The organism is Nocardioides terrigena (genome assembly GCF_003047265.1).
Classification (GTDB): Bacteria; Actinomycetota; Actinomycetes; order Propionibacteriales; family Nocardioidaceae; genus Nocardioides; species Nocardioides terrigena.
The window spans coordinates 63791-82337 of sequence record NZ_PZYY01000006.1; the positions used below are offsets into that span (position 1 = coordinate 63791).

Sequence of the window (18547 nt, forward strand, 5' to 3'; positions counted from 1 at the left end):
CCGAGCATGACAGGTGCGGAGGTGCTCAGGCCAGTCGGGTGACGGCGACCTCGACGAAGACCGACGAGGTGCCGGCGCCGTGGAAGATCCCGTGCAGCGGGCGCACGTCGAGGTAGTCGCGCCCGGTGGCCACCACGACCCACCGGTCGCCCGGCTCGAGGTCGTTGGTCGGGTCGAAGCCCTGCCACCCGTCGTCCCACCACTCGACCCACGCGTGCGACTCGCCCGCCACCGTCTCGCCGATCTCGGCGTCGGCCCGCGGGTGGAGGTAGCCGGAGACGTAGCGGGTCGGGATGCCGATGCTCCGCAGCGCCCCGATGACGAGGTGGGCCATGTCCTGGCACACGCCCGAGCGCTGGGCCCACGCCTCGGCCGCGGGGGTGGCGACGTCGGTCGTGCCCGGGATGTAGGCGACCTGCTGGTGGACGTGGTCGCAGATCCGGCGTGCCGCCTCGCCGGGCGTCGCGCTGTCGTCGGCGATCTCGCGGGCAGTGGTGGCGACGTCCTCGGGGGGAGCGACGAGGGGCGGCAGCTCGAGGTACTCCGTCCACCGGTCGGTGACTGCGGGGTCGGCGATCTCCGCCCACGAGAGGACGGGCCCGGGGGAGGGTGCCCGCTCGGTGTGCACGGTCGACGTCGCGGTGATCGTCATCGAGTCGTGCGGGTCGAGCACCTCGAATGACGTCACCTCGTTGCCGAAGTAGTCGCGGTAGGTCGCCGTCCACGGGGTCGGGCTCACCACGAGGCGGTTGTGCACGACGATCTGGCCGGGGGCGGTGAGCGGCGTCATCCGCGCCTGGTTGTACGACGCGAGCGCGTTGCCGTCGTACTCGAATCCGGTCGTGTGGATGATCCGGAGCTGCATCAGACCCGCCCTCCCTGCCAGTTGGTGCCCTCGGAGCCGGCGAAGAACCGCCGGGTGACCGCGTCGGTGGCCAGCGCGCAGGTGCGCTGGAGCTTCTCCATCTCGCCGGGCAGGTCCGCCACGACGTCGCTCAGCGAGCGGTACTCCAGGTCGGCACGGGTGCGGCCGATGAGACGCAGGGCGTCGTTCTGGAAGCCGGCGCGGCCGCCGGCCTCGAGGTTGTGCAGGCACTGCTCGGCCCGGTTGAGCGAGAAGATCACGGACCGCGGGAAGAGCCGGTCGAGCAGCAGGAACTCGGCCGCCATCCGCTCGGTCTCGGCGCCCTTGTAGGTGCGCAGGAAGGCCTCGTAGCCGCCGCACGCACGCAGCGTGTTGGTCCACGGCGAGCCGCTGCCCCCGGCGTACGCCGCCGTGGCGACGAGGCGCGACGTCATGTCCGCCCGCTCCAGGCACCGTCCCAGCATGAGGAACTGCCAGCCCTCGTCGCGGGTCATGGTGGCGTCGGCGGCACCGTTGATCAGCGCTGCCCGGTCGCGCACCCAGCGGAAGCCGGACGCCGGCCCCGCGGCCCGGAACTGCCCCGAGACCACGCTGCGGTGGGTGGTGTTGAGGGCCTCCCACATGGCGACCGAGAGCGTCTCGCGGGCCCGCCGGGCGCTCTCGCGGGCGGCGGCGAGGACCGCGGCGACCGAGGCGGGGGCGTTGGCGTCGTAGGCCAGCTGCTCGAGCACCAGCCGGGTGTCGACGCGGGCGTCGGGGTCGAACTCGACGCCCATGATGGCGAGCAGGTTGCGGCAGGTGGTCTCCTCCGAGCCGGAGGTGTCCTCGAGCAGGAGCTGGGTCTGGACGTCGAGGATGCGGGCGGTGTCCTCCGCGCGCTCGACGTACCGGCCGATCCAGAACATCGACTCCGCGATGCGGCTCAGCATGCGGTCCCACCCTTCTCGCGCGCCTGCTGCTGCTGTTGCTCCTGCTCGCCGGGTCCGGTCAGGTCGGTGATCGCCGGACCGCTGCTGGGCGGCTCGGCCTGGTGGGCGTGGACGACCACCTCCTCACGCACGGGGGCGACGGTCGGGCCGGCCAGCACCCAGGTGTCCTTGGAGCCGCCGCCGCGCGACGAGTTGACGATGAGCTCGCCCTCCGGGAGCGCGACGCGGGTCAGGCCGCCGGGCAGCACCCACACCTTGGTGCCGTCGTTGACGGCGAAGGGGCGCAGGTCCACGTGCCGCGGACCCAGCTTGCCGTCGACGAAGGTCGGCACGGTGGAGAGCTGGACGACGGGCTGGGCGATCCAGTTCCGCGGCTCGGCCAGCACCTTGGACCGCAGCTCGTCGAGCTCGGGCCGCGACGCCGCCGGCCCGATCACGATGCCCTTGCCGCCCGAGCCGTCGACCGGCTTGACGACCAGCTCGTCGAGGCGGTCCATGACCTCCTCGCGGGCGTCGGCGTCGCCGAGTCGCCAGGTGTCGACGTTGCGGAGCACCGGCTCCTCGTCGAGGTAGTAGCGGATCAGGTCGGGGACGTAGGTGTAGACGAGCTTGTCGTCGGCCACCCCGTTGCCGACCGCGTTGGCCAGCACGACCTGGCCGGAGCGGGCCGCGTCGATGAGGCCCGGGCAGCCGAGCAGCGAGTCGCCGCGGAAGTGCACCGGGTCGAGGAACTCGTCGTCCACGCGGCGGTAGATCACGTGCACCGGCTCGGGGCCGTTGGTGGTGCGCATCATCACGCGACCGCGGCGGCACTCCAGGTCCCGGCCCTCGACCAGCTCGACGCCCATCGTGCGGGCGAGCAGCGCGTGCTCGAAGTAGGCGCCGTTGAAGACGCCCGGGGTGAGCACCACGACGGTCGGGTCGGCGACACCGGCCGGTGCGGCCGCCCGCAGCGCGGCCAGCAGCCGCTGCGGGTAGCCGGCCACCGGACGGATGCGGTGGTGCGCGAACGTCTCGGGCAGCGCGGAGGCGATGGCGCGCCGGTTGGTCATCACGTAGGAGACACCGGACGGGACGCGCACGTTGTCCTCGAGCACGCGGAACTCGCCGTCGTTGTCGCGGATCAGGTCGATGCCGCTGACGTGCACGCGGACGCCGTTGGGCGGTCGCACGCTGGCCGCGGCCCGGTGGAAGTGGCTCGACGTGGCAATGACCCGGCGGGGGATGACGCCGTCGGTGAAGACCTGCCCGGCGTCGTACACGTCGGCGAGGAACGCCTCGAGCGCCCGCACCCGCTGCTGGACGCCGCGCTCGATGGTCGACCACGAGTCCTGCTCGATCACGCGCGGCAGGATGTCGAGCGGGAACGCCCGCTCCTCGCCGCCGATGTCGAACGTGACGCCCTGGTCGAGATAGCTGGCCTGCAGCGCCTCCACCCGGCTCGCCAGGTCGGCCATCGTCATCGTGTCGAGCGTCGAGCGGAACTGGTCGTACGCCGGGCGCATGGTGCCGGCGTCGAACATCTCGTCGTACGCCGGCCCGGTGCCCCCGGGGTAGTGGTGGAACATCGAGTCCATGGCGAGTCACCCTAGGGGTAGCGGTGTTACGCCGGGGTGAACTACGGGAGGGTCAGCACCTCGGCGCCGGACGGCGTGACCAGCAGCGTGTGCTCGAACTGCGCGCTCCGACGGCCGTCGCGGGTCACCGCGGTCCAGCCGTCGTCCCACATCTCCCACTCGTGGGTGCCGAGGTTGAGCATCGGCTCGATGGTGAAGGTCATCCCGACACGGATCTCGTCGTCGTAGCGCGGGTCGTCGTAGTGCGGCACGACGAGCCCGCTGTGGAACGACGTGCCGATCCCGTGGCCGGTGAACTCGCGGACGACGCCGTAGCCGAACCGCTTGGCATAGGCCTCGATGACGCGGCCGATGACGTTGATCCGGCGGCCGGGATGCACCGCCCGGATCGCCCGGTCGAGGGCCTCGCGGGTGCGCTCGACGAGCAGCCGTGACTCCTCGTCGACCTCGCCGGCCAGGAAGGTCGCGTTGGTGTCGCCGTGCACGCCGTCGAGGAAGGCGGTGATGTCGATGTTGACGATGTCTCCGTCCTCGACCACCCGCGAGTCGGGGATGCCGTGGCAGACCACCTCGTTGACGCTCGAGCACAGCGACTTGGGGTAGCCGCGGTAGCCCAGCGTCGAGGGGTAGGCGCCGTGGTCGCAGAGGAACTCGTGGCCGATCCGGTCGAGCTCGTCGGTGGTGACGCCGGGCGCGACGTGCGAGCCCACCAGCTCGCGGGCCTGGGCAGCCAGCCGGCACGCGGCACGCATCCGCTCGATCGTGTCCGCGTCCTTGACCTCGCTGCCCTCGAAGGGCGCGGGCGCCGGCCGGTCGACGTACTCGGGGCGGGGGATGGAGGCGGGGACGGCACGACGCGGCGAGATCGCCGCAGGAGCTAGGGCTGGCACGACGGCGAGTGTAGTTTCTCGATCATGAGCGACTCGGAGTACTGGTACTGCCTGACCCACAAGACGGTCGAGGGCCACGACGGCTGCCGCAACTCGGACCGCCTCGGCCCCTACTCCTCCGCGGAGGAGGCCGGCCGCGCGCTCGAGAAGGTCGAGGAGCGCAACGAGGAGTGGGACAACGACCCGAAGTGGAACGACGACGCCCCCGGCTCGGGCGACGGCCCGGTCGACGGCACCCCGGACAACTGAGCGGTCCCGCCCCGGCCCGCCGCGACGACGCGTCCCCGTGGGCGTTCGCGGGGATGATCGGGCTGGCGTGCGCCTTCTTCCTGCTGGCGGCGACGCCGACGGTGGTCGCCGCCCCGTGGTGGGTGACCGCGCTGATGTTGCTGGCGTGGGCGGTCGCGCTGGTGCAGGGCTGTCGCTGGTTCGTACGCCGCCCGCGCGCGGTCGCCGCGCTGCCGGCGCTGCTCGCGGTGGGCTGGTTCGCCGTGGTGCTGGCCGGCGCCCGCTGGCTCGGCTGGGCCTGAGTCGCCCGGTCGCAGGTCGGTCGGGGTCGGAGGTCTCAGCGGGGCGAGACGCGCAGCACCCTGTCGTCGGCGCCGTTGCTGGTGGTGACCAGGAGCTGGCCGTTGGCCAGCCGGGTGACCGACCGCAGCCGGCCGTAGCGCTGGAGCGCCGCCGGGGCCGACGTCCGCTGCAGGACCAGGTCGTCGTCGAAGCGGAGGAACAGCACCTCCTCGCCCTTGAGCACCGCGACCGCGAGCGTGCCGGCGTACGAGCCCCACTGCCGGCCCTCGACCCACGTCGCACCGGACGTGGCGATGGTCGGGTTGCCCGAGCTCCAGATCGCCTCGGTCTGCTCACCGGGCAGGGACTGGTCGGTCATCGGCACGCTCTCGTCGTAACCGGGGCCTGGGTTCCAGCCGAAGTCGGCACCGGGGGAGAGGGCGTTGACCTCGTCGTCGCGGTCGGAGCCGTGCTCGACGCTGACGACGGATCCGTCGGAGGGGCGCTGGGCCAGGCCCTGCACGTTGCGGTGCCCGTAGGTCCACACGAGGCGCTGGCGAGGGTCGGCCGCGTCGGCGAACGGGTTGTCCGGCAGCGCCCGGCCGGTGCGGCGGTGGACGCGCAGCACCTTGCCGCCGAGCGAGGTCAGGGAGCGGGGGTTGGCGGGATCGGCGGCGTCGCCGGTGCCGACGTACAACGCTGTGGACCCGGTGTCGAGCAGCACCCGGCAGCCGCCGTGGCGTCCGCTCGTCGTCGGCAGGCCGGTGACGACGTGGCGCACGAGGGTGGCCCGACGGGTGTCGTCGCTGAGCTTCCACAGCGACACGCGGACGTCCTGGCTGCTCCCGGTCTGCCAGCCCTGGCAGGTCCAGAAGCGGCGGGTGCGGTCGAAGGCCGGGTCGACGGCCAGCGACATCAGGCCGGTCTCCCCGCTCACCCAGACCTTGGCGCTCGGGAAGCGGACGGTCCGCCGCTGGCCCTTGCGCACCACGGAGAGGCGGGCGCGGTCCCGCTCGGTGACGAGGAACCGGCCGCCGCCGATGGGCTGGACGTCCCACGGGTTGGTCAAGCCGCCGACGACGGTGCGCACCCGCAGTCCCGGTGCCTTCGCGCGGGGTGCCGGGGCCTCGGCCTGGATGGGGGAGAGGCTGCCGGCCGCCTCCTTGGCGAGGGCGGGCGGGACCGTTCCGAGCGCGCCGAGCCCGAGGGCGGCGGCCAGGACGAAGACGGCGGACCGAGACGTCATGTGCTCGACGGTACGCGGTGGACCCGTCAGAAGGTGTGCTCCGGCCCGGGAAAGGTGCCGCCCCGGACGTCGTCGGCGTACGCGCGCGCCGCGTCGAGCAGCACGGAGTGGACGTCGGCGTACTGCTTGACGAAGCGGGCCATCCGACCGGTGCGCAGGCCGAACGCGTCCTGCCAGACGAGGACCTGGCCGTCGCAGCCGTTGCCGGCACCGATGCCGATGGTGGGGATGACCAGCTCCTTGCTGATCTGCTCGGCGACGTCGCCGGGCACCATCTCCATGACGACGGCGAACGCGCCGGCGTCCTGGACGGCGCGGGCGTCGGCGAGGACCCGGTCGCCGGCGTCGCCGCGGCCCTGGACGCGGTAGCCGCCGAGGGTGTGCTCGCTCTGCGGCGTGAAGCCGATGTGCGCCATCACGGGGATGCCGCCGCGGGTGCACTTCTCGATGACCGGCGCCATCTCGGCGCCGCCCTCGAGCTTGACGGCGTGGGCGCCCGCCTCCTTCATGAAGCGGACGGCGGTGAGGTAGCCCTGCTCGGGGCTGGCCTGGTAGCTGCCGAACGGCAGGTCGCCGACGACCATGGCGCGGCTGACGCTGCGGGCGACGGCCCGGGTGAGCGGGAGGAGCTCGTCGACGGTGACGGGCAGCGAGGTCTCGTTGCCGTAGACGTTGTTGGAGGCGGAGTCACCGACGAGCAGGAGGTCGATGCCGGCCTCGTCGAAGGTGGCGGCGGTGTACATGTCGTACGCCGTGAGCATGGTGATCTTGTCGCCACGCTCCTTCATCTCACGCAGGTGATGGGTGCGGACCTTCTTGACCGGGGCCGCCGCCTGCGGGGCTCCGGAGCCGTACGGCGCCGTCTCTTCGCTCATGGTGCTCTCCTCGTGACATCTCGCAGCTCCCCGATGGAGTCCACGGACCACCAGTCAGGCTAGTGCGGCTGCGCGCTGGTGGCGCTGTGGCGCCGGTCACGCGGGTGGTCACTGCACGAAGGCGAGGTAGTCCTCAGCGGGTGCGCTCTCGGCGAAGTCGTCGCCGTCCTGGATGCCGCTGACCCCGATCCTGACGTTGAGTCCCGACCCCTTCTTCTCGGCGGTGAGCAGCGAGGCCTGGGCGATGACCGTCACGTTGCCCTTGGTGCCGGTCACGCGCCTCTGGGCGTCGTCGGTCTCGACCGCGTAGCCGTGCTCCTCGAGGACGCCCTCGACGGCCGCCAGTGACTCGGTCATGGTGCCCGACGGCTTCACGAGGGAACCGCTGGCGGTGTAGTCCCAGATGCCGAAGCCGCCGCGCTCGAGGAACGTCGCCTGCATGCCGTTGAACTGCCCCCCGAGCCTGCCGACGAGATCGGGCAGGACGGCCTCGGCCTCGGCGTCCATCTCGGCCTTCACGGTCCGGGCGTCGGGACCGTCTCCCGAGCCGTCCAAGTCGGAGCCGCCGTCGGAGGTGCAGGCCGCGAGGAGGAGGACGACGACCAGCCCGAGCACGATGCGCGTCATGGCCGCCACCCTAGGCGTCATGGCCACAGGTCCGAGAAGTCGTCGACGCGGTCGCCGACCCAGTCCCGGCCACCGTCGTAGATGTCCTCGATCTCCTGGCGTCCCTCCTCGATCTCCTTCTCCACCTGGTGGACGACCTCGTCCTTGACCCAGTCGAGGGCCATGTCGTTGGCGTCCTGGGTGCGACCGGTCGTCACCTCGGGCTCGTCGCCGCGGACGATGGCGGACAGGTTGTCGAGGGACTGCTGGTTGGTGCTCGGGTCGAAGTAGGACGTGTGGTTGTCGACCCCCTGGCCGAGGTCGTCGGCGTGGAACTCCTCGCCGGGGGCCACCGGGAAGACGGTGGCCCCGAAGTCCTCCTGGGCCGGGTCGCGTCCCATGCCAAGGTCGCCGTCGCGGCCGAGCCAGGTGACGAAGTCGTTGTCTGCGGCACCGACGTAGACCCTGCCCTCCGGCATCCCGAGGTCGCTGGCGTGGTCGACGTCGTTGCCGCCTGCGCCGGGACTGCCGATGAGGGTCAGCGAGTCGGCGTCGAGGCCGTGGTCGTGGGCCGCGTGGGCGGCCGTCGTGGAGCCGTAGCTGTGGCCGATGACGCTCAGGTGGGACCGGTCGCCCTCGTCGGTGGAGCGCAGCCCGTCGACGAAGTCGGCGAGGCTGGCGCCGCCCTCGATCGCCTTGTCCTCGCGGGCGACGCTGCCCATGTCGAGTCCGTCACCCGGCCAGTCGAGGGCGTTCTCGGGGTTCCAGCTGGGGGCGTCGTAGCCCATCCACGCGATGGTGGCGGCGGACTCGCCGTTGCGGATCGCCTGCTGGTAGAGGGTGTAGGCGTCGGCCGCGTTGCCGGGGATGGTGGTGCCGTCGTTGGTGATCCCGGGGACGATGACGGCGGTGTTGTCGGCCGTGTCCGGGTCGCCGTAGCTGACCGCCACGGCGCCGTCGCCGCCGAAGGCACCGGGCTGGTAGACGAGCAGGTTGACGTCGACCGGATCGCCCACGCCGTCACCGTCGACGTCCGGCAGGCCGTTGGCCGCCGGGATGTCCAGGGACGTCTGGGCGGCTCGGGCCCGGTCGAGCAGGCGTTGCTCCGCCTGGGTGAGGTCCTCGCCGGCCTCCTGCTTGGCCGTGAGGCGGTCGAGGTCGCGGTCGAGCGACGTGCGGTTGGCCTCGTCGCGGTCGCCGGTCGGGATGCCGTTGGTGTTGCCGACGAGGTCGGGGTCGCTGATCTTCAGCGCCTCCTGCTCGGCCCGGGTGAGCCCCTCCCACCACTCGTTGATCGCGTCCGGGTCGCCGCCGAGGGCGGTGAGCTCGGAGCGCAGCGCGCTGACGTCGGTGGTGTCGCGGTCGGCGGCATCGGCGCCCTCACCCGTGGTGTCGACGGCCCGGAAGGCCTCGATGAGGCGGTCCTCCGCGGCCTCGACGTCGTCCCACAGGGCGGTGATGTCGTCGACGAGTCGGTCGGCCCGGCCCTGGAGGGCCCGGGACTGGGCCTCGAGCGCGGCGACGTCGTCGGCCGTGGACTGCGCGATCCGGGTGTGCAGGTCGTCGATGTCCTGGTTGAGGCGGGTGCGGCGGGAGACCAGGCCCTCGCGGACCGTGGTCAGCGCGACGATGCGGTCGACGTAGCGGTCGCAGGCCGCGGCGACCCGGGTGAAGGCGGCCGTGGCGGCGGCGGTGTCCCGGGCGTAGCCGGTCATGGCGTGGTCGGCGGCCTCGGCGGCGTCACCGGTCCAGTCGTCGGGGGCGCCGTGGGCGGTCATCCAGTCGGCGACGTCCGACATGGTCGTGCCGGTCGAGCGGAGTCCCGTGGTGACGGCGGATGCGGCGGACGTGGCCTCCATCTCCGCGATCGCGGAGACGTGGGCGGGCACCATGATGGTGGTCATCCCAGACCCCCCGTGGTCGGGGAGACGTTGCGGTCGGTCCAGGTCATGAGCTGCTGGCTGCGCTCGACGACGTCCTGGTCGGACTGCTGGAAGAGCAGTGACGCGTCGCGCAGGGCCTCGCCGTGATCGACGGCGGCGTCCTCGAGGCGCTTGATCTCCGTCATCCAGGTGTCGATGAACGCCTGGGCCGCGGGCTGGGCCCGGCTGCCGAGGAGGGACGCGTCGACCTCGCCGAGTGACTTGCGGCCGCCCCGGACGACCTCGCCCTGGTCCTCCCAGCCCTGGGCCGAGCGGGCCAGCGCGGCGAGATAGACGTGCAGGCTCATGCGTCGGCCCCCGACGCGGGCCGGGTCCCGGCCTGGACCTCGGCGTGCAGGTCGGCCGGGATGTGCAGCGGCTCGCTCGTGATCCGCACCGACACGGCGTCGGTCGTGGCCTCGGCGATGAGCTCGAAGGGACCGGCCACGCCGCGCACCCGGGGGCTGCCGTCGGCGGCGGGGCGGGGCTCCCAGCCGAGGTGGACCAGGGTGTTGGCCAGCCGGCGCAGGAGCGGGACCGCGCCCTCGTCGCCGACGTCGCCGTAGCTGGCGGCGGTGACCCAGCGGCGTACCTCCGGGTGGGCCTGGCCCCACCAGTAGTCGGCCCGGGTCGTCGGCTCGCGGTCGAGGCGCTCGCTGAGCGCGGCGAGGACTCGGTCGGCGTGCCGGGTGCGGGCGTGGCACTGGGCGGCGGTCGCGACGGGCTCGTCGAGCGGTGGCACCGGGGGCAGCAGGACGATGTCGACGTCGGGGTGGCGCTCGCGCAGCTCGCGCATCATCGGGTCGGTCAGTGCCGGGTCGGGTGGGAGCGAAGCCATGACGTCCTTGTTCCGTCCGCGGATCCCGCTCAAACCCCGGCGGGCGCATCTGTGGACGCCAGGTCAGGTGAGGGGGAGTCCGCGCGAGACGGTGATGCTGGTCCTGCTCGTGGTGTAGCCGAGGCGCTCGTTGAGGGTGCGCATCGCGACGTTGCCGTCCTGGGTCCACGTGTAGACCTCGTCGACGTCGTGGGCCGCCGCCCACTCCAGGGCGCGCAGCTTGAGGTGGACGGCGATGCCACGCCCGCGCCAGTCGCCGCGCACGGCCGTCAGCGCGTTCTCGGCGCGCGTGGGCTCGTCGGTGTCGAGGAGCAGGCCCGCGCAGCCGATGACCTCACCGTCGTGCACGGCCAGGAACATCGGGTCGCCCCGCCAGGTCGTCGCCCACCGCTCGGGGGTGACGTCGAGCGGGGTGTCGACGGCGAAGCCGGCCACGGCCTCGCGCCCGAAGCGGTCGTACGACGCCTCCCACAGCCCGGGACGCTCGGCGCTGGTGACGACCTCCACGCCCTCGGGCAGCGCGGGAGACGACGGGGCGCCGGCGACACTGCGGGTCAGCTCGACCTCCCGGTCCACCTCGACGAAGCCGAACCTGCGGGCGAACGCGAGCGACTCGTCGTCGTCCACCTTGGCGCGGAGGCGGGGCAGGCCGAGCGACGTGCAGTGGTCGGCCAGCGCACGGAGGATCCCCTCGCCGATCCCTCGCCGACGGTGGTCCGGCAGGACCCGCGGCGCCGCCGCCCCCGAGTCGGCGGACTCGCCGCGGTCCGCCATGCCCGAGCCGACCACCGTGTCGCCCTCGCGGGCGACCAGCATCAGCCGGTCGGATGACTCGCGGGCGCGGAGCTCCTCGACGGATTCGCAGCGCTCGTAGGGCAGCACCGCGATCCGGACCGAGCGCCAGGCCTCGTAGTCGGCGTCGGTCACGCACGGGCTCAGCTCCATGCCTTGCACGCTAGGACGGGCGTCAACCGGGTTCTTTGCCCGGTCGCCGAGCAGTGGAGCGCAGGAGTCACCCGATCTGGGCCAGGAGAAACCGTCGGCCCGCGCCCAGGATGAGTGGTCATGGACGACTCGGCGGCCTCGGACACGGGCGCCGTGCACGTGGAGAGCCTGCGACTGCGCGCGGCGCGCTTCGGCTGGATCACGGTGGGCCTCCTGGGACTGGCGCTGGCACTCCTGGGGACGGCGGCCTGGCTCGTGACCACGACCGAGGGTCCGGCGGACTCGACGGACGTCGTCCTGCTGCCCCTCGACGTGGAGTTCAGTCCGCCCCGGCTGGCAGCGCTTCTGGCCGCCGTCGCTCTCGTCGGGGCCACGTTCGTGGGCATGGCTGGGTTGGAGTCGGCCACGGCCATGCAGGTGCTCAACCGGGACCGTCGGGTGCCGCCCCCGTTGCCCCCGCCGCTGAAGCTGGCCCGTCGGTGGACCCTGGGCCCCGTGGCGGTGCGAGCGCTCGGAGTCGAGCGCCCCCCGGCCTGGCCCGTGGCACTCGTCGCCGGGGCGGACGACCTGCCAGCCGGGACCCGCCTGCGCTGCACGGTCCTGGTGCCCGCGCACGACGAGGAGGCGGTCCTCGCCCGCACCCTGGACTCGCTCGCGAGCCAGTCGAGGCGTCCGGACCGCGTGCTGGTGATCGCCGACAACTGCAGCGACGGGACCGTGGACGTCGCCCTCGCTCACGGCGTCGACGTGGTCGAGACCGTCGCCAACACCGAGAAGAAGGCCGGCGCCCTGAACCAGCAGCTGGCTGTCCTGCTGTCCCGGCTGGAGGCACGGGACGTCGTCATGGTGATGGACGCCGACTCCACGATCTCCACCGAGTTCCTCGACATCGCCCTCGGCCTGCTGGAGGACGACCCCGACCTGATGGCCGTGGGAGGGCTCTTCTTCGGCGAGGACGGCGGCGGACTGGTGGGTCAGCTCCAACGCAACGAGTTCGGGCGCTACCAACGCATCGTCGCTCGCCGACTGGACCGGGTCTTCGTGCTCACCGGGACGGCGTCGGTGATCCGCGGCTACGCGCTCGCCGCGGTCGCCCAGGCACGAGGGACGCTGATTCCGGGACCGCCGGGCAAGGTCTACGACACCCTCGCGCTCACCGAGGACAACGAGCTCACGCTCGCCCTCAAGTCTCTCGGCGCGCGGATGACCTCACCGCCCGGGTGCCGGGTCACCACCGAGGTGATGACCCGGTGGCGCGACCTGTGGCGACAGCGGCTGCGTTGGCACCGTGGGGCACTGGAGAACATCGGCGCCTACGGGTTCACGCGCGCCACCGCGATGTACTGGACCCAGCAGCTCATGCTGGGCTACGGCGTGATCGCCCTGTGGTCCTACTTCGCGCTGCTGGCCATCTCGCTGCTGGCCGCGGACAGCATCCGCTGGTCGCCCTTCTGGGTGGCGATCGGGCTGGTGTTCCTCGTCGAACGTCTCGTCACCGTGTGGGCAGTCGGATGGCGCGCCCGCCTGGTGGCCGCGCCCGTCCTCATCGAGCTCGCGTACGCCGCGTACCTCCAGGCCTGCTTCGTGACCGGGTTCGTCCAGATGGTCACCGGCCGCAGAGCGGGGTGGAACTACGTCCCCCGTCCCACGGTGCATCCCGCGACCCTGCTGCCGGTCCTCACCACGTTCGGCATCCTGCTGCCGTCGTCGGTCCTGCTCACGGACTGGTACCAGGCGCTCAGCCTGTGGGTGGCGTTCAACACGCTCGTGTTCGTGGTCCTCAGCCTGCTGCAGCTGTTGCCGCCGCTGCGGCGTGACGCCCGCCGCGGCTGGACTCGATCCCGCGCCGCGCGGAGGGGCGGGTGACGGGCCGCCCTAGAGTGACCGCGTGGACTTCTTCTCCGCCTACGACCAGGGCTTCGCGCGGGTCGCGGCCATCACCGTGCCGGTCGCGATCGCAGACCCGGCGGCCAACGCCGAGCGAGTGATCGCGGAGGCGCGGCGGGCGCACGAGGAGCACGTGGCGGTCGCGGTGTTCCCGGAGCTGGGGCTGAGCGGCTACTCGATCGACGACCTGTTCCTGCAGGACACCCTGCTGGACGGCGTACGACGCGCGATCGACGCCATCGTGTCGGCCAGCGTCGAGCTGCTGCCCGTCATCGTGGTCGGTGCACCGCTGGCCCGTGGCAACCGCGTCTACAACTGTGCCGTGGTCATCCACCGCGGCGAGGTCCTCGGCGTCGCGCCGAAGTCGTACCTGCCCAACTACCGCGAGTTCTACGAGCGCCGGTGGTTCGCGCCGGGCGACGACACCTACGGTGAGTACATCGAGGTCAACGACGACGAGGTCCCCTTCGGGCCCGACCTGGTGTTCCGCGCCAGCGACGTCGAGGGGCTCGCCCTGCACGTCGAGATCTGCGAGGACATGTGGGTCCCGATCCCGCCGAGCTCGGAGGCCGCGCTCGCCGGGGCGACCGTGCTGGCCAACCTCAGCGGCAGCCCGATCACCGTCGGGCGCGCCGAGGAGCGACGCCTGCTGGTCCGCAGCGCCAGCGCGCGCTGCGCCGCGGCGTACCTCTATGCGGCCGCCGGCCAGGGCGAGTCGACGACGGACCTCAGCTGGGACGGCCAGACGATGGTCTACGAGTGCGGCGACCTGCTCGCCGAGGGGGAGCGGTTCCCCGCGAGCGCGGTGCACACCGTGGCGGACGTCGACCTCGACCGGCTGCGGCAGGAGCGGCTGCGGCAGGGCAGCTTCGACGACAACCGCCGCGGTGCGGGGGAGACCGAGTTCCGGATCGTCGAGTTCGACCTCGAGCCGCCGAGCGGCGACATCGGGCTGCGGCGCAAGGTCGACCGCTTCCCGTTCGTGCCCGACGACCCCGAGCGGCTCGCGCTCGACTGCTACGAGGCCTACAACATCCAGGTCTCCGGGCTCGAGCAGCGGATCGTCGCGATCGGTGCGCCCAAGGCCGTCATCGGCGTCAGCGGTGGTCTCGACTCGACGCACGCGCTGATCGTCGCTGCCAAGGCGATGGACCGGCTCGGCCGTCCGCGCAGCGACATCCACGCCTTCACGATGCCCGGCTTCGCGACCGGCGCGACCACCAAGTCCTACGCCACGAGACTGAGCAACGCCCTGGGCGTGACCTTCGAGGAGATCGACATCCGGCCGGCGGCCGAGCAGATGCTCGAGGACCTGGGCCACCCCTACGCCGATGGCGAGAAGGTCTACGACGTCACCTTCGAGAACGTCCAGGCCGGGCTGCGCTACGACTACCTCTTCCGCCTCGCCAACCACCGCGGCGGCATCGTCGTCGGCACCGGTGACCTCAGCGAGCTCGCGCTCGGGTGGTGCACCTACGGGGTCGGCGACCAGATGTCGCACTACACGGTCAACGCGGGCGTGCCCAAGACCCTCGTGCAGCACCTGATCCGCTGGGTCATCTCGCACGGGGAGTTCGACGAGGACACCAACCAGGTGCTCCGCGAGATCCTCACCCAGGAGATCACCCCCGAGCTCATCCCGGTCGAGGACGGCGTCAAGCCGCAGGCCACCGAGGACTCGGTCGGCCCCTACAACCTGCAGGACTTCACGCTCTTCCACGTCGTACGACGCGGCTACCGGCCCAGCAAGATCGCCTTCCTCGCGTGGCACGCGTGGCGCGAGGTGGCGACCGGCGAGTGGCCCCCCGGCTTCCCCGCGGACGCCCACGTCGCCTACGACCTGCCCACGGTCAAGCACTGGCTCGAGGTCTTCGTGCGACGGTTCTTCGCCAACCAGTTCAAGCGGTCGGCGCTGCCCAACGGTCCCAAGGTGAGCGCCGGCGGGACGATGAGCCCCCGCGGCGACTGGCGGATGCCCAGCGACGCCAGCTCGGCGGCCTGGCTGGCCGAGCTCGAGCGCGTCCCCGACACGCACTGACCCGGGGGTCCGCAGCCTTAACCCCGCCTTAACGGTCGCATGGTTCGCGCTTAGCGACCCCTCGACGAGTCTCCTTCCTGTCGTACCAATCGAAGGAGACCGCAGTGAACCGCACCAAGATCGTCATCGCCACCGTCATGGCCCTCGTCGTCGTCACCGTCGTGGGCGGCCTCGTCTGGTGGCAGTCCGGCGACGACGGCGCCCGCCAGGCCGGCTCGTGCGACGGGGCGTCGTACACCCTCGAGACCGAGCGCGAGGACAACACCACCGAGGTGTCCTTCGAGGTCCAGGCCAACGAGCCCGGACAGACGTGGGAGGTCCGCATCGAGCACGACGGCGAGGCGCTCGTCGAGGGCACCCGCACCACCGACGAGGACGCCGAGATCGACGTCGACGCCTACCTGCCCCAGGACGCAACCGGCGAGATCACCGCGACCGCCACCCAGGGCGACCAGACCTGCACGGCGACCCTCGCCGCCTGAGCACGACCCGACCCACACCCCAGGAGAACGCCATGAAGAACAGCACCCGCCTCACCGCCCTGGCCGGGACCGCGGCCCTGCTCGCCGCGCCCCTCACCCTCGCCGCGATCGCCCCGGCCCACGCCGACGTCGACCGCAACGGCACCTGCGGTGCCGGCCGCTACGAGCTCAGCGTGGACCGCGAGCGCCGCGCCGGGCAGGCCGGCTTCGAGGTCGACGCCGGCCTCGAGGGCGTCGCGCCGTACTCGCGCTGGACCTTCGTCGTGCGCCACGACGGCAAGCGGGTCCTCAAGGTCACCCGCACCGCCGACGACGAGGGAGACGTCGACGTCGACACCTGGCGCCGCAACACGGCCGGCAAGGACAAGCTCGCCTTCCGGGCCACGCAGGTCGGCGGCACCACCACCTGCGGGTCGAGCGTCACGGTCCGCTGACCCGGACGACCTCAGGCGGGTGGCCCCAGCTCCACGGCCACCCGCCCGCCGCCCGTCGGCGAGGCACCCACGGACAGGCCGCCACCGGACTCGGTGGCGGTCTGCTGCGCGATGGCGAGCCCGAGGCCCGTGGAGTCGGCACCGCTCTCGCCGCGGCGCACGACGTCCACGCCGGCCGGGAAGCCCGGCCCGGCGTCGTCGACGGTGAGCACCAGCCCGCCGCCGTCCCGCCGCACCACCGTCACCGCGACGCCCGCGCCCTCGGGGGTGTGGGTGAAGACGTTGTCGAGGAGCACGTCGACCAGTGCCACCAGGTCGGGCTCGCTGGCGTGCACCGGGACCTCCGGCCCCTCCGGCACCGACACCGTGAAGTCGCGGCCCTGGTCCTCGGCCAGCGGCACCCAGAACGCGGCCCGGTCGGCCAGGAGGGCCAGCGCGGGCGTGCCTGCGACCAGGCCCTCGCGCTCGGAGCGACGGGCCTCGCTCACCACGTGGTCGACCATCACCTGGAGCCGGTCGAGGTCGTCGGAGAGCCGGGCGCGCTCCTCGTCGGCCGGCAGTGCCTCGATGCGCAGGCGCAGCGCGGTGATCGGCGTACGGAGCCGGTGCGAGAGGTCGGAGACGGCCTCGCGCTCGCGCTCCAGCAAGAGCTCGATGCGGCCGACGAGGCGCTGGAGGACCTCGCCGAGGTCGCGGACCTCGCGTGGTCCCGAGGCCGCGGGAGGCGGCGTACGACGATCGCCCAGCGTCTGCGCCCAGGTCGCCAGCCCACCGATCGGCTGGACGAACGACCGCCCCACCCGGTCGGCGATGAGCAGGGCGCCCAGCAGCAGCACCAGGCCGAGGCCGGCCAGCACGAGGTAGGCCAGGGTGGTCGGTCCGGACGTCAGGCCCGGCTCGGGCACGAACACCCGGATCACCGGCGTGGTCGCGGGACCCCCCGAGGACCCGCCGAGCGAGACCGGGACCAGGATCTGCGCGCCACCGTCGACGTCGTCGACCCGCGCCTGCCCGGTCTGGCGCGCCTGGAGCACCCGGTCGTCCTCGCCCGGCTGCGGGCCGATGTCCTGACGGTTGCCGGGGTAGAGCACGGTGGTGAGGGTCTCCGAGTCGGCGTTGATCCGCTCGAGGTAGACCGACACGTCGCCGTCGTCGTCGCCCGCCCCGGACACCACCGACTCGGTGGCCTGCACCTCGAGCGCCGCGCTGGCCAGCCGGTCCTCCAGCGCGTAGTCGCGCAGCAGGATCGCCATCGGCACCAGCATCGCGAGCAGCACCATCGCGACGGCCGCTGCCACGGTGAGGATCAGGCTGCGCCGCACGTCAGGTCCCGGGAGGGGACAGGCGTACGCCGACCCCGCGCACGGTGTGGAGGTAGCGCGGCTCCGCGGCGGACTCGCCGAGCTTGCGCCGCAGCCAGGACAGGTGCACGTCCACCGTCTTGTCCGACCCGCCCCACGCCTGGTGCCAGACGTCGACGAGCAGCTCCTTCTTGCTCACCACGTCGCCGGCGCTCTCGGCCAGCCGGGCGAGCAGGTCGAACTCGCGGGGGCTCAGGTCGAGCAGCCGGCCGTCGAGGGTGGCCGTGCGGGCGAGCACGTCGAGGCTCAGGCCCCCCACGACGGTGGCGCGGGGGCGCTCGCCGGTCGTCGACGTACGCCGCATCACGGCGCGGATCCGGGCCTCCAGCTGGGCGGTCGTGTAGGGCTTGACGACGTAGTCGTCGGCCCCGGCGTCCAGGCAGCCGATCAGCGACGGGTCGTCGTCGCGGGCGCTGGCCACGATGACCGGCACGTCGCTCACGGCCCGCAGCATGGCCAGCACCTGGGTCCCGTCGACGTCGGGGAGGCCGAGGTCGAGGATGACCAGGTCGGGGCGGGTGTCGACCGCCATCGACAGCCCGGACATGCCCGTGGACGCCGACGCGACGGCGTACCCCAGCTCGCCCAGCGACGCCATGAGCAGGGGCCGGATGCGGGGGTCGTCCTCGATGATCAGCACCTGCGCCACGCCACGAACCTAGCGGGCGGCACACTGGACGCGTGAGCAGTCGACGGGCGTGGGCGCGACCGGCCGGCCTGGTGGCCGTCTGGATCGTCGTCGCGGCGGTGGCCGTGACCGTGGGCGTCGTCGCGGTGACCCGGGTGGGAGCCACGCTGAGCGACCGCGGGCCGCTCGGCAACGAGGCCGCCCGCAACGACCTGCGCGAGGGTAGGGCCAGCCCCGACCCCGCCGCCCCGATGGTCGAGCGGACGTTCACCGAGGAGTTCGGCGAGATCGACGTCGCCTGCCAGGGCGCCTTCGCGATCGGCCTCGACGTGCGCCCCGACGAGGTGCAGGGCTGGCGCACCATCAGCTTCGAGACGAGGCCCGACGACGACATCGACGCAGTCTTCGCCAAGGGGGACCGCTCCATCGAGATCGAGGTCTTCTGCAACCTCGGGGAGCCGACGGTCAGCGAGGTCGAGCGCAGCACGCTGGCCGAATAGCCCCCAGCGGAGGG

Annotated in this window: 20 protein-coding genes; 7 read left to right on the forward strand and 13 right to left on the reverse strand. The window is 72.6% G+C overall.

The window, feature by feature from the left end; all coding sequences use genetic code 11:
* Positions 1 to 25: 25 nt before the first annotated feature.
* From DAE25_RS14040 to map, 4 genes are read right to left on the reverse strand one after another with little or no spacing between them, the layout of a single operon-like run.
* On the reverse strand, positions 26 to 865 hold the full coding sequence (locus DAE25_RS14040) for a transglutaminase family protein (protein WP_199907595.1): 840 nt from the start codon (positions 863 to 865) through the stop codon (positions 26 to 28).
* A complete protein-coding gene (locus tag DAE25_RS14045; RefSeq protein ID WP_056886305.1) occupies positions 865 to 1794 on the reverse strand; it encodes an alpha-E domain-containing protein in 930 nt (309 codons plus the stop codon). Before DAE25_RS14045 ends, DAE25_RS14040 begins: the two co-directional genes overlap by 1 nt.
* The gene (locus DAE25_RS14050; protein WP_107766796.1) at positions 1788 to 3371 is read right to left on the reverse strand and encodes a circularly permuted type 2 ATP-grasp protein; all 1584 of its coding nucleotides are present in this window, start codon (positions 3369 to 3371) and stop codon (positions 1788 to 1790) included. The genes DAE25_RS14045 and DAE25_RS14050 overlap by 7 nt, the downstream gene beginning before the upstream one ends.
* A 41-nt stretch (positions 3372 to 3412) precedes the next feature.
* The gene (gene map, locus DAE25_RS14055; RefSeq protein ID WP_107766797.1) at positions 3413 to 4261 is read right to left on the reverse strand and encodes a type I methionyl aminopeptidase; all 849 of its coding nucleotides are present in this window, start codon (positions 4259 to 4261) and stop codon (positions 3413 to 3415) included.
* Between the two features lie 24 nt (positions 4262 to 4285).
* Here map and DAE25_RS14060 point away from each other — a divergent pair, with 24 nt between their 5' ends.
* Both DAE25_RS14060 and DAE25_RS14065 read left to right on the forward strand, forming a co-directional pair.
* Complete coding sequence (locus DAE25_RS14060) at positions 4286 to 4510, forward strand: hypothetical protein (protein WP_107766798.1); 225 nt, start codon at positions 4286 to 4288, stop codon at positions 4508 to 4510.
* Positions 4511 to 4563: 53 nt separating this feature from the next.
* A complete protein-coding gene (locus tag DAE25_RS14065) occupies positions 4564 to 4791 on the forward strand; it encodes a hypothetical protein (RefSeq protein ID WP_107766799.1) in 228 nt (75 codons plus the stop codon).
* A gap of 35 nt (positions 4792 to 4826) precedes the next feature.
* On the opposite strand, the gene DAE25_RS14070 is transcribed toward DAE25_RS14065, so the two are convergent.
* The 7 genes from DAE25_RS14070 to DAE25_RS14100 form a co-directional block, all read right to left on the reverse strand.
* Positions 4827 to 6017: a PQQ-dependent sugar dehydrogenase gene (locus DAE25_RS14070; RefSeq protein WP_107766800.1), complete on the reverse strand. Its 1191-nt coding sequence runs from the start codon at positions 6015 to 6017 to the stop codon at positions 4827 to 4829.
* Positions 6018 to 6043: 26 nt separating this feature from the next.
* Positions 6044 to 6892, reverse strand: coding sequence for a 3-methyl-2-oxobutanoate hydroxymethyltransferase (gene panB / locus DAE25_RS14075; protein ID WP_107766801.1), 849 nt, complete (start codon positions 6890 to 6892; stop codon positions 6044 to 6046).
* 108 nt (positions 6893 to 7000) lie between these two features.
* On the reverse strand, positions 7001 to 7519 hold the full coding sequence (locus tag DAE25_RS14080) for a hypothetical protein (protein WP_159083734.1): 519 nt from the start codon (positions 7517 to 7519) through the stop codon (positions 7001 to 7003).
* Between the two features lie 17 nt (positions 7520 to 7536).
* On the reverse strand, positions 7537 to 9402 hold the full coding sequence (locus tag DAE25_RS14085) for an alpha/beta hydrolase (RefSeq protein ID WP_107766803.1): 1866 nt from the start codon (positions 9400 to 9402) through the stop codon (positions 7537 to 7539).
* Positions 9399 to 9728: a hypothetical protein gene (locus DAE25_RS14090; RefSeq protein ID WP_107766804.1), complete on the reverse strand. Its 330-nt coding sequence runs from the start codon at positions 9726 to 9728 to the stop codon at positions 9399 to 9401. The genes DAE25_RS14085 and DAE25_RS14090 overlap by 4 nt, the downstream gene beginning before the upstream one ends.
* Positions 9725 to 10258 (reverse strand): hypothetical protein, encoded by a 534-nt coding sequence (locus DAE25_RS14095; RefSeq protein ID WP_107766805.1) that lies wholly within the window; start codon positions 10256 to 10258, stop codon positions 9725 to 9727. The genes DAE25_RS14090 and DAE25_RS14095 overlap by 4 nt, the downstream gene beginning before the upstream one ends.
* A gap of 63 nt (positions 10259 to 10321) precedes the next feature.
* Complete coding sequence (locus DAE25_RS14100) at positions 10322 to 11203, reverse strand: GNAT family N-acetyltransferase (protein ID WP_107766806.1); 882 nt, start codon at positions 11201 to 11203, stop codon at positions 10322 to 10324.
* Positions 11204 to 11323: 120 nt separating this feature from the next.
* Between DAE25_RS14100 and DAE25_RS14105 the strand changes: the two genes are divergently transcribed.
* From DAE25_RS14105 to DAE25_RS14120, 4 genes are all read left to right on the forward strand, one after another.
* Positions 11324 to 13069, forward strand: coding sequence for a glycosyltransferase family 2 protein (locus DAE25_RS14105; RefSeq protein WP_107766807.1), 1746 nt, complete (start codon positions 11324 to 11326; stop codon positions 13067 to 13069).
* 22 nt (positions 13070 to 13091) lie between these two features.
* Positions 13092 to 15128 (forward strand): NAD(+) synthase, encoded by a 2037-nt coding sequence (locus tag DAE25_RS14110; protein WP_107766808.1) that lies wholly within the window; start codon positions 13092 to 13094, stop codon positions 15126 to 15128.
* Positions 15129 to 15232: 104 nt separating this feature from the next.
* Positions 15233 to 15610, forward strand: coding sequence for a hypothetical protein (locus tag DAE25_RS14115; protein ID WP_107766809.1), 378 nt, complete (start codon positions 15233 to 15235; stop codon positions 15608 to 15610).
* Positions 15611 to 15642: 32 nt separating this feature from the next.
* Positions 15643 to 16044, forward strand: coding sequence for a hypothetical protein (locus DAE25_RS14120; RefSeq protein ID WP_107766810.1), 402 nt, complete (start codon positions 15643 to 15645; stop codon positions 16042 to 16044).
* A gap of 11 nt (positions 16045 to 16055) precedes the next feature.
* On the opposite strand, the gene DAE25_RS14125 is transcribed toward DAE25_RS14120, so the two are convergent.
* Positions 16056 to 17366: a sensor histidine kinase gene (locus DAE25_RS14125; RefSeq protein WP_107766811.1), complete on the reverse strand. Its 1311-nt coding sequence runs from the start codon at positions 17364 to 17366 to the stop codon at positions 16056 to 16058.
* A 1-nt stretch (position 17367) separates the two neighbouring features.
* Positions 17368 to 18054: a response regulator transcription factor gene (locus tag DAE25_RS14130; RefSeq protein WP_056889103.1), complete on the reverse strand. Its 687-nt coding sequence runs from the start codon at positions 18052 to 18054 to the stop codon at positions 17368 to 17370.
* 32 nt (positions 18055 to 18086) lie between these two features.
* Between DAE25_RS14130 and DAE25_RS14135 the strand changes: the two genes are divergently transcribed.
* A complete protein-coding gene (locus tag DAE25_RS14135) occupies positions 18087 to 18533 on the forward strand; it encodes a hypothetical protein (protein WP_159083735.1) in 447 nt (148 codons plus the stop codon).
* The last annotated feature ends 14 nt before the right edge of the window (positions 18534 to 18547 follow it).

Bases quoted from the DNA above. Each gene is read 5' to 3' on its own strand.
- panB (WP_107766801.1), bottom strand. From the start codon at position 6,892: ATGAGCGAAGAGACGGCGCCGTACGGCTCCGGAGCCCCGCAGGCGGCG.
- DAE25_RS14045 (WP_056886305.1), bottom strand. From the start codon at position 1,794: ATGCTGAGCCGCATCGCGGAGTCGATGTTCTGGATCGGCCGGTACGTC.
- DAE25_RS14065 (WP_107766799.1), top strand. From the start codon at position 4,564: ATGATCGGGCTGGCGTGCGCCTTCTTCCTGCTGGCGGCGACGCCGACG.
- DAE25_RS14090 (WP_107766804.1), bottom strand. From the start codon at position 9,728: ATGAGCCTGCACGTCTATCTCGCCGCGCTGGCCCGCTCGGCCCAGGGC.
- DAE25_RS14085 (WP_107766803.1), bottom strand. From the start codon at position 9,402: ATGACCACCATCATGGTGCCCGCCCACGTCTCCGCGATCGCGGAGATG.
- DAE25_RS14120 (WP_107766810.1), top strand. From the start codon at position 15,643: ATGAAGAACAGCACCCGCCTCACCGCCCTGGCCGGGACCGCGGCCCTG.
- DAE25_RS14095 (WP_107766805.1), bottom strand. From the start codon at position 10,258: ATGGCTTCGCTCCCACCCGACCCGGCACTGACCGACCCGATGATGCGC.
- DAE25_RS14040 (WP_199907595.1), bottom strand. From the start codon at position 865: ATGCAGCTCCGGATCATCCACACGACCGGATTCGAGTACGACGGCAAC.
- DAE25_RS14100 (WP_107766806.1), bottom strand. From the start codon at position 11,203: ATGGAGCTGAGCCCGTGCGTGACCGACGCCGACTACGAGGCCTGGCGC.
- DAE25_RS14070 (WP_107766800.1), bottom strand. From the start codon at position 6,017: ATGACGTCTCGGTCCGCCGTCTTCGTCCTGGCCGCCGCCCTCGGGCTC.
- DAE25_RS14105 (WP_107766807.1), top strand. From the start codon at position 11,324: ATGGACGACTCGGCGGCCTCGGACACGGGCGCCGTGCACGTGGAGAGC.
- DAE25_RS14060 (WP_107766798.1), top strand. From the start codon at position 4,286: ATGAGCGACTCGGAGTACTGGTACTGCCTGACCCACAAGACGGTCGAG.
- DAE25_RS14080 (WP_159083734.1), bottom strand. From the start codon at position 7,519: ATGACGCGCATCGTGCTCGGGCTGGTCGTCGTCCTCCTCCTCGCGGCC.
- DAE25_RS14050 (WP_107766796.1), bottom strand. From the start codon at position 3,371: ATGGACTCGATGTTCCACCACTACCCCGGGGGCACCGGGCCGGCGTAC.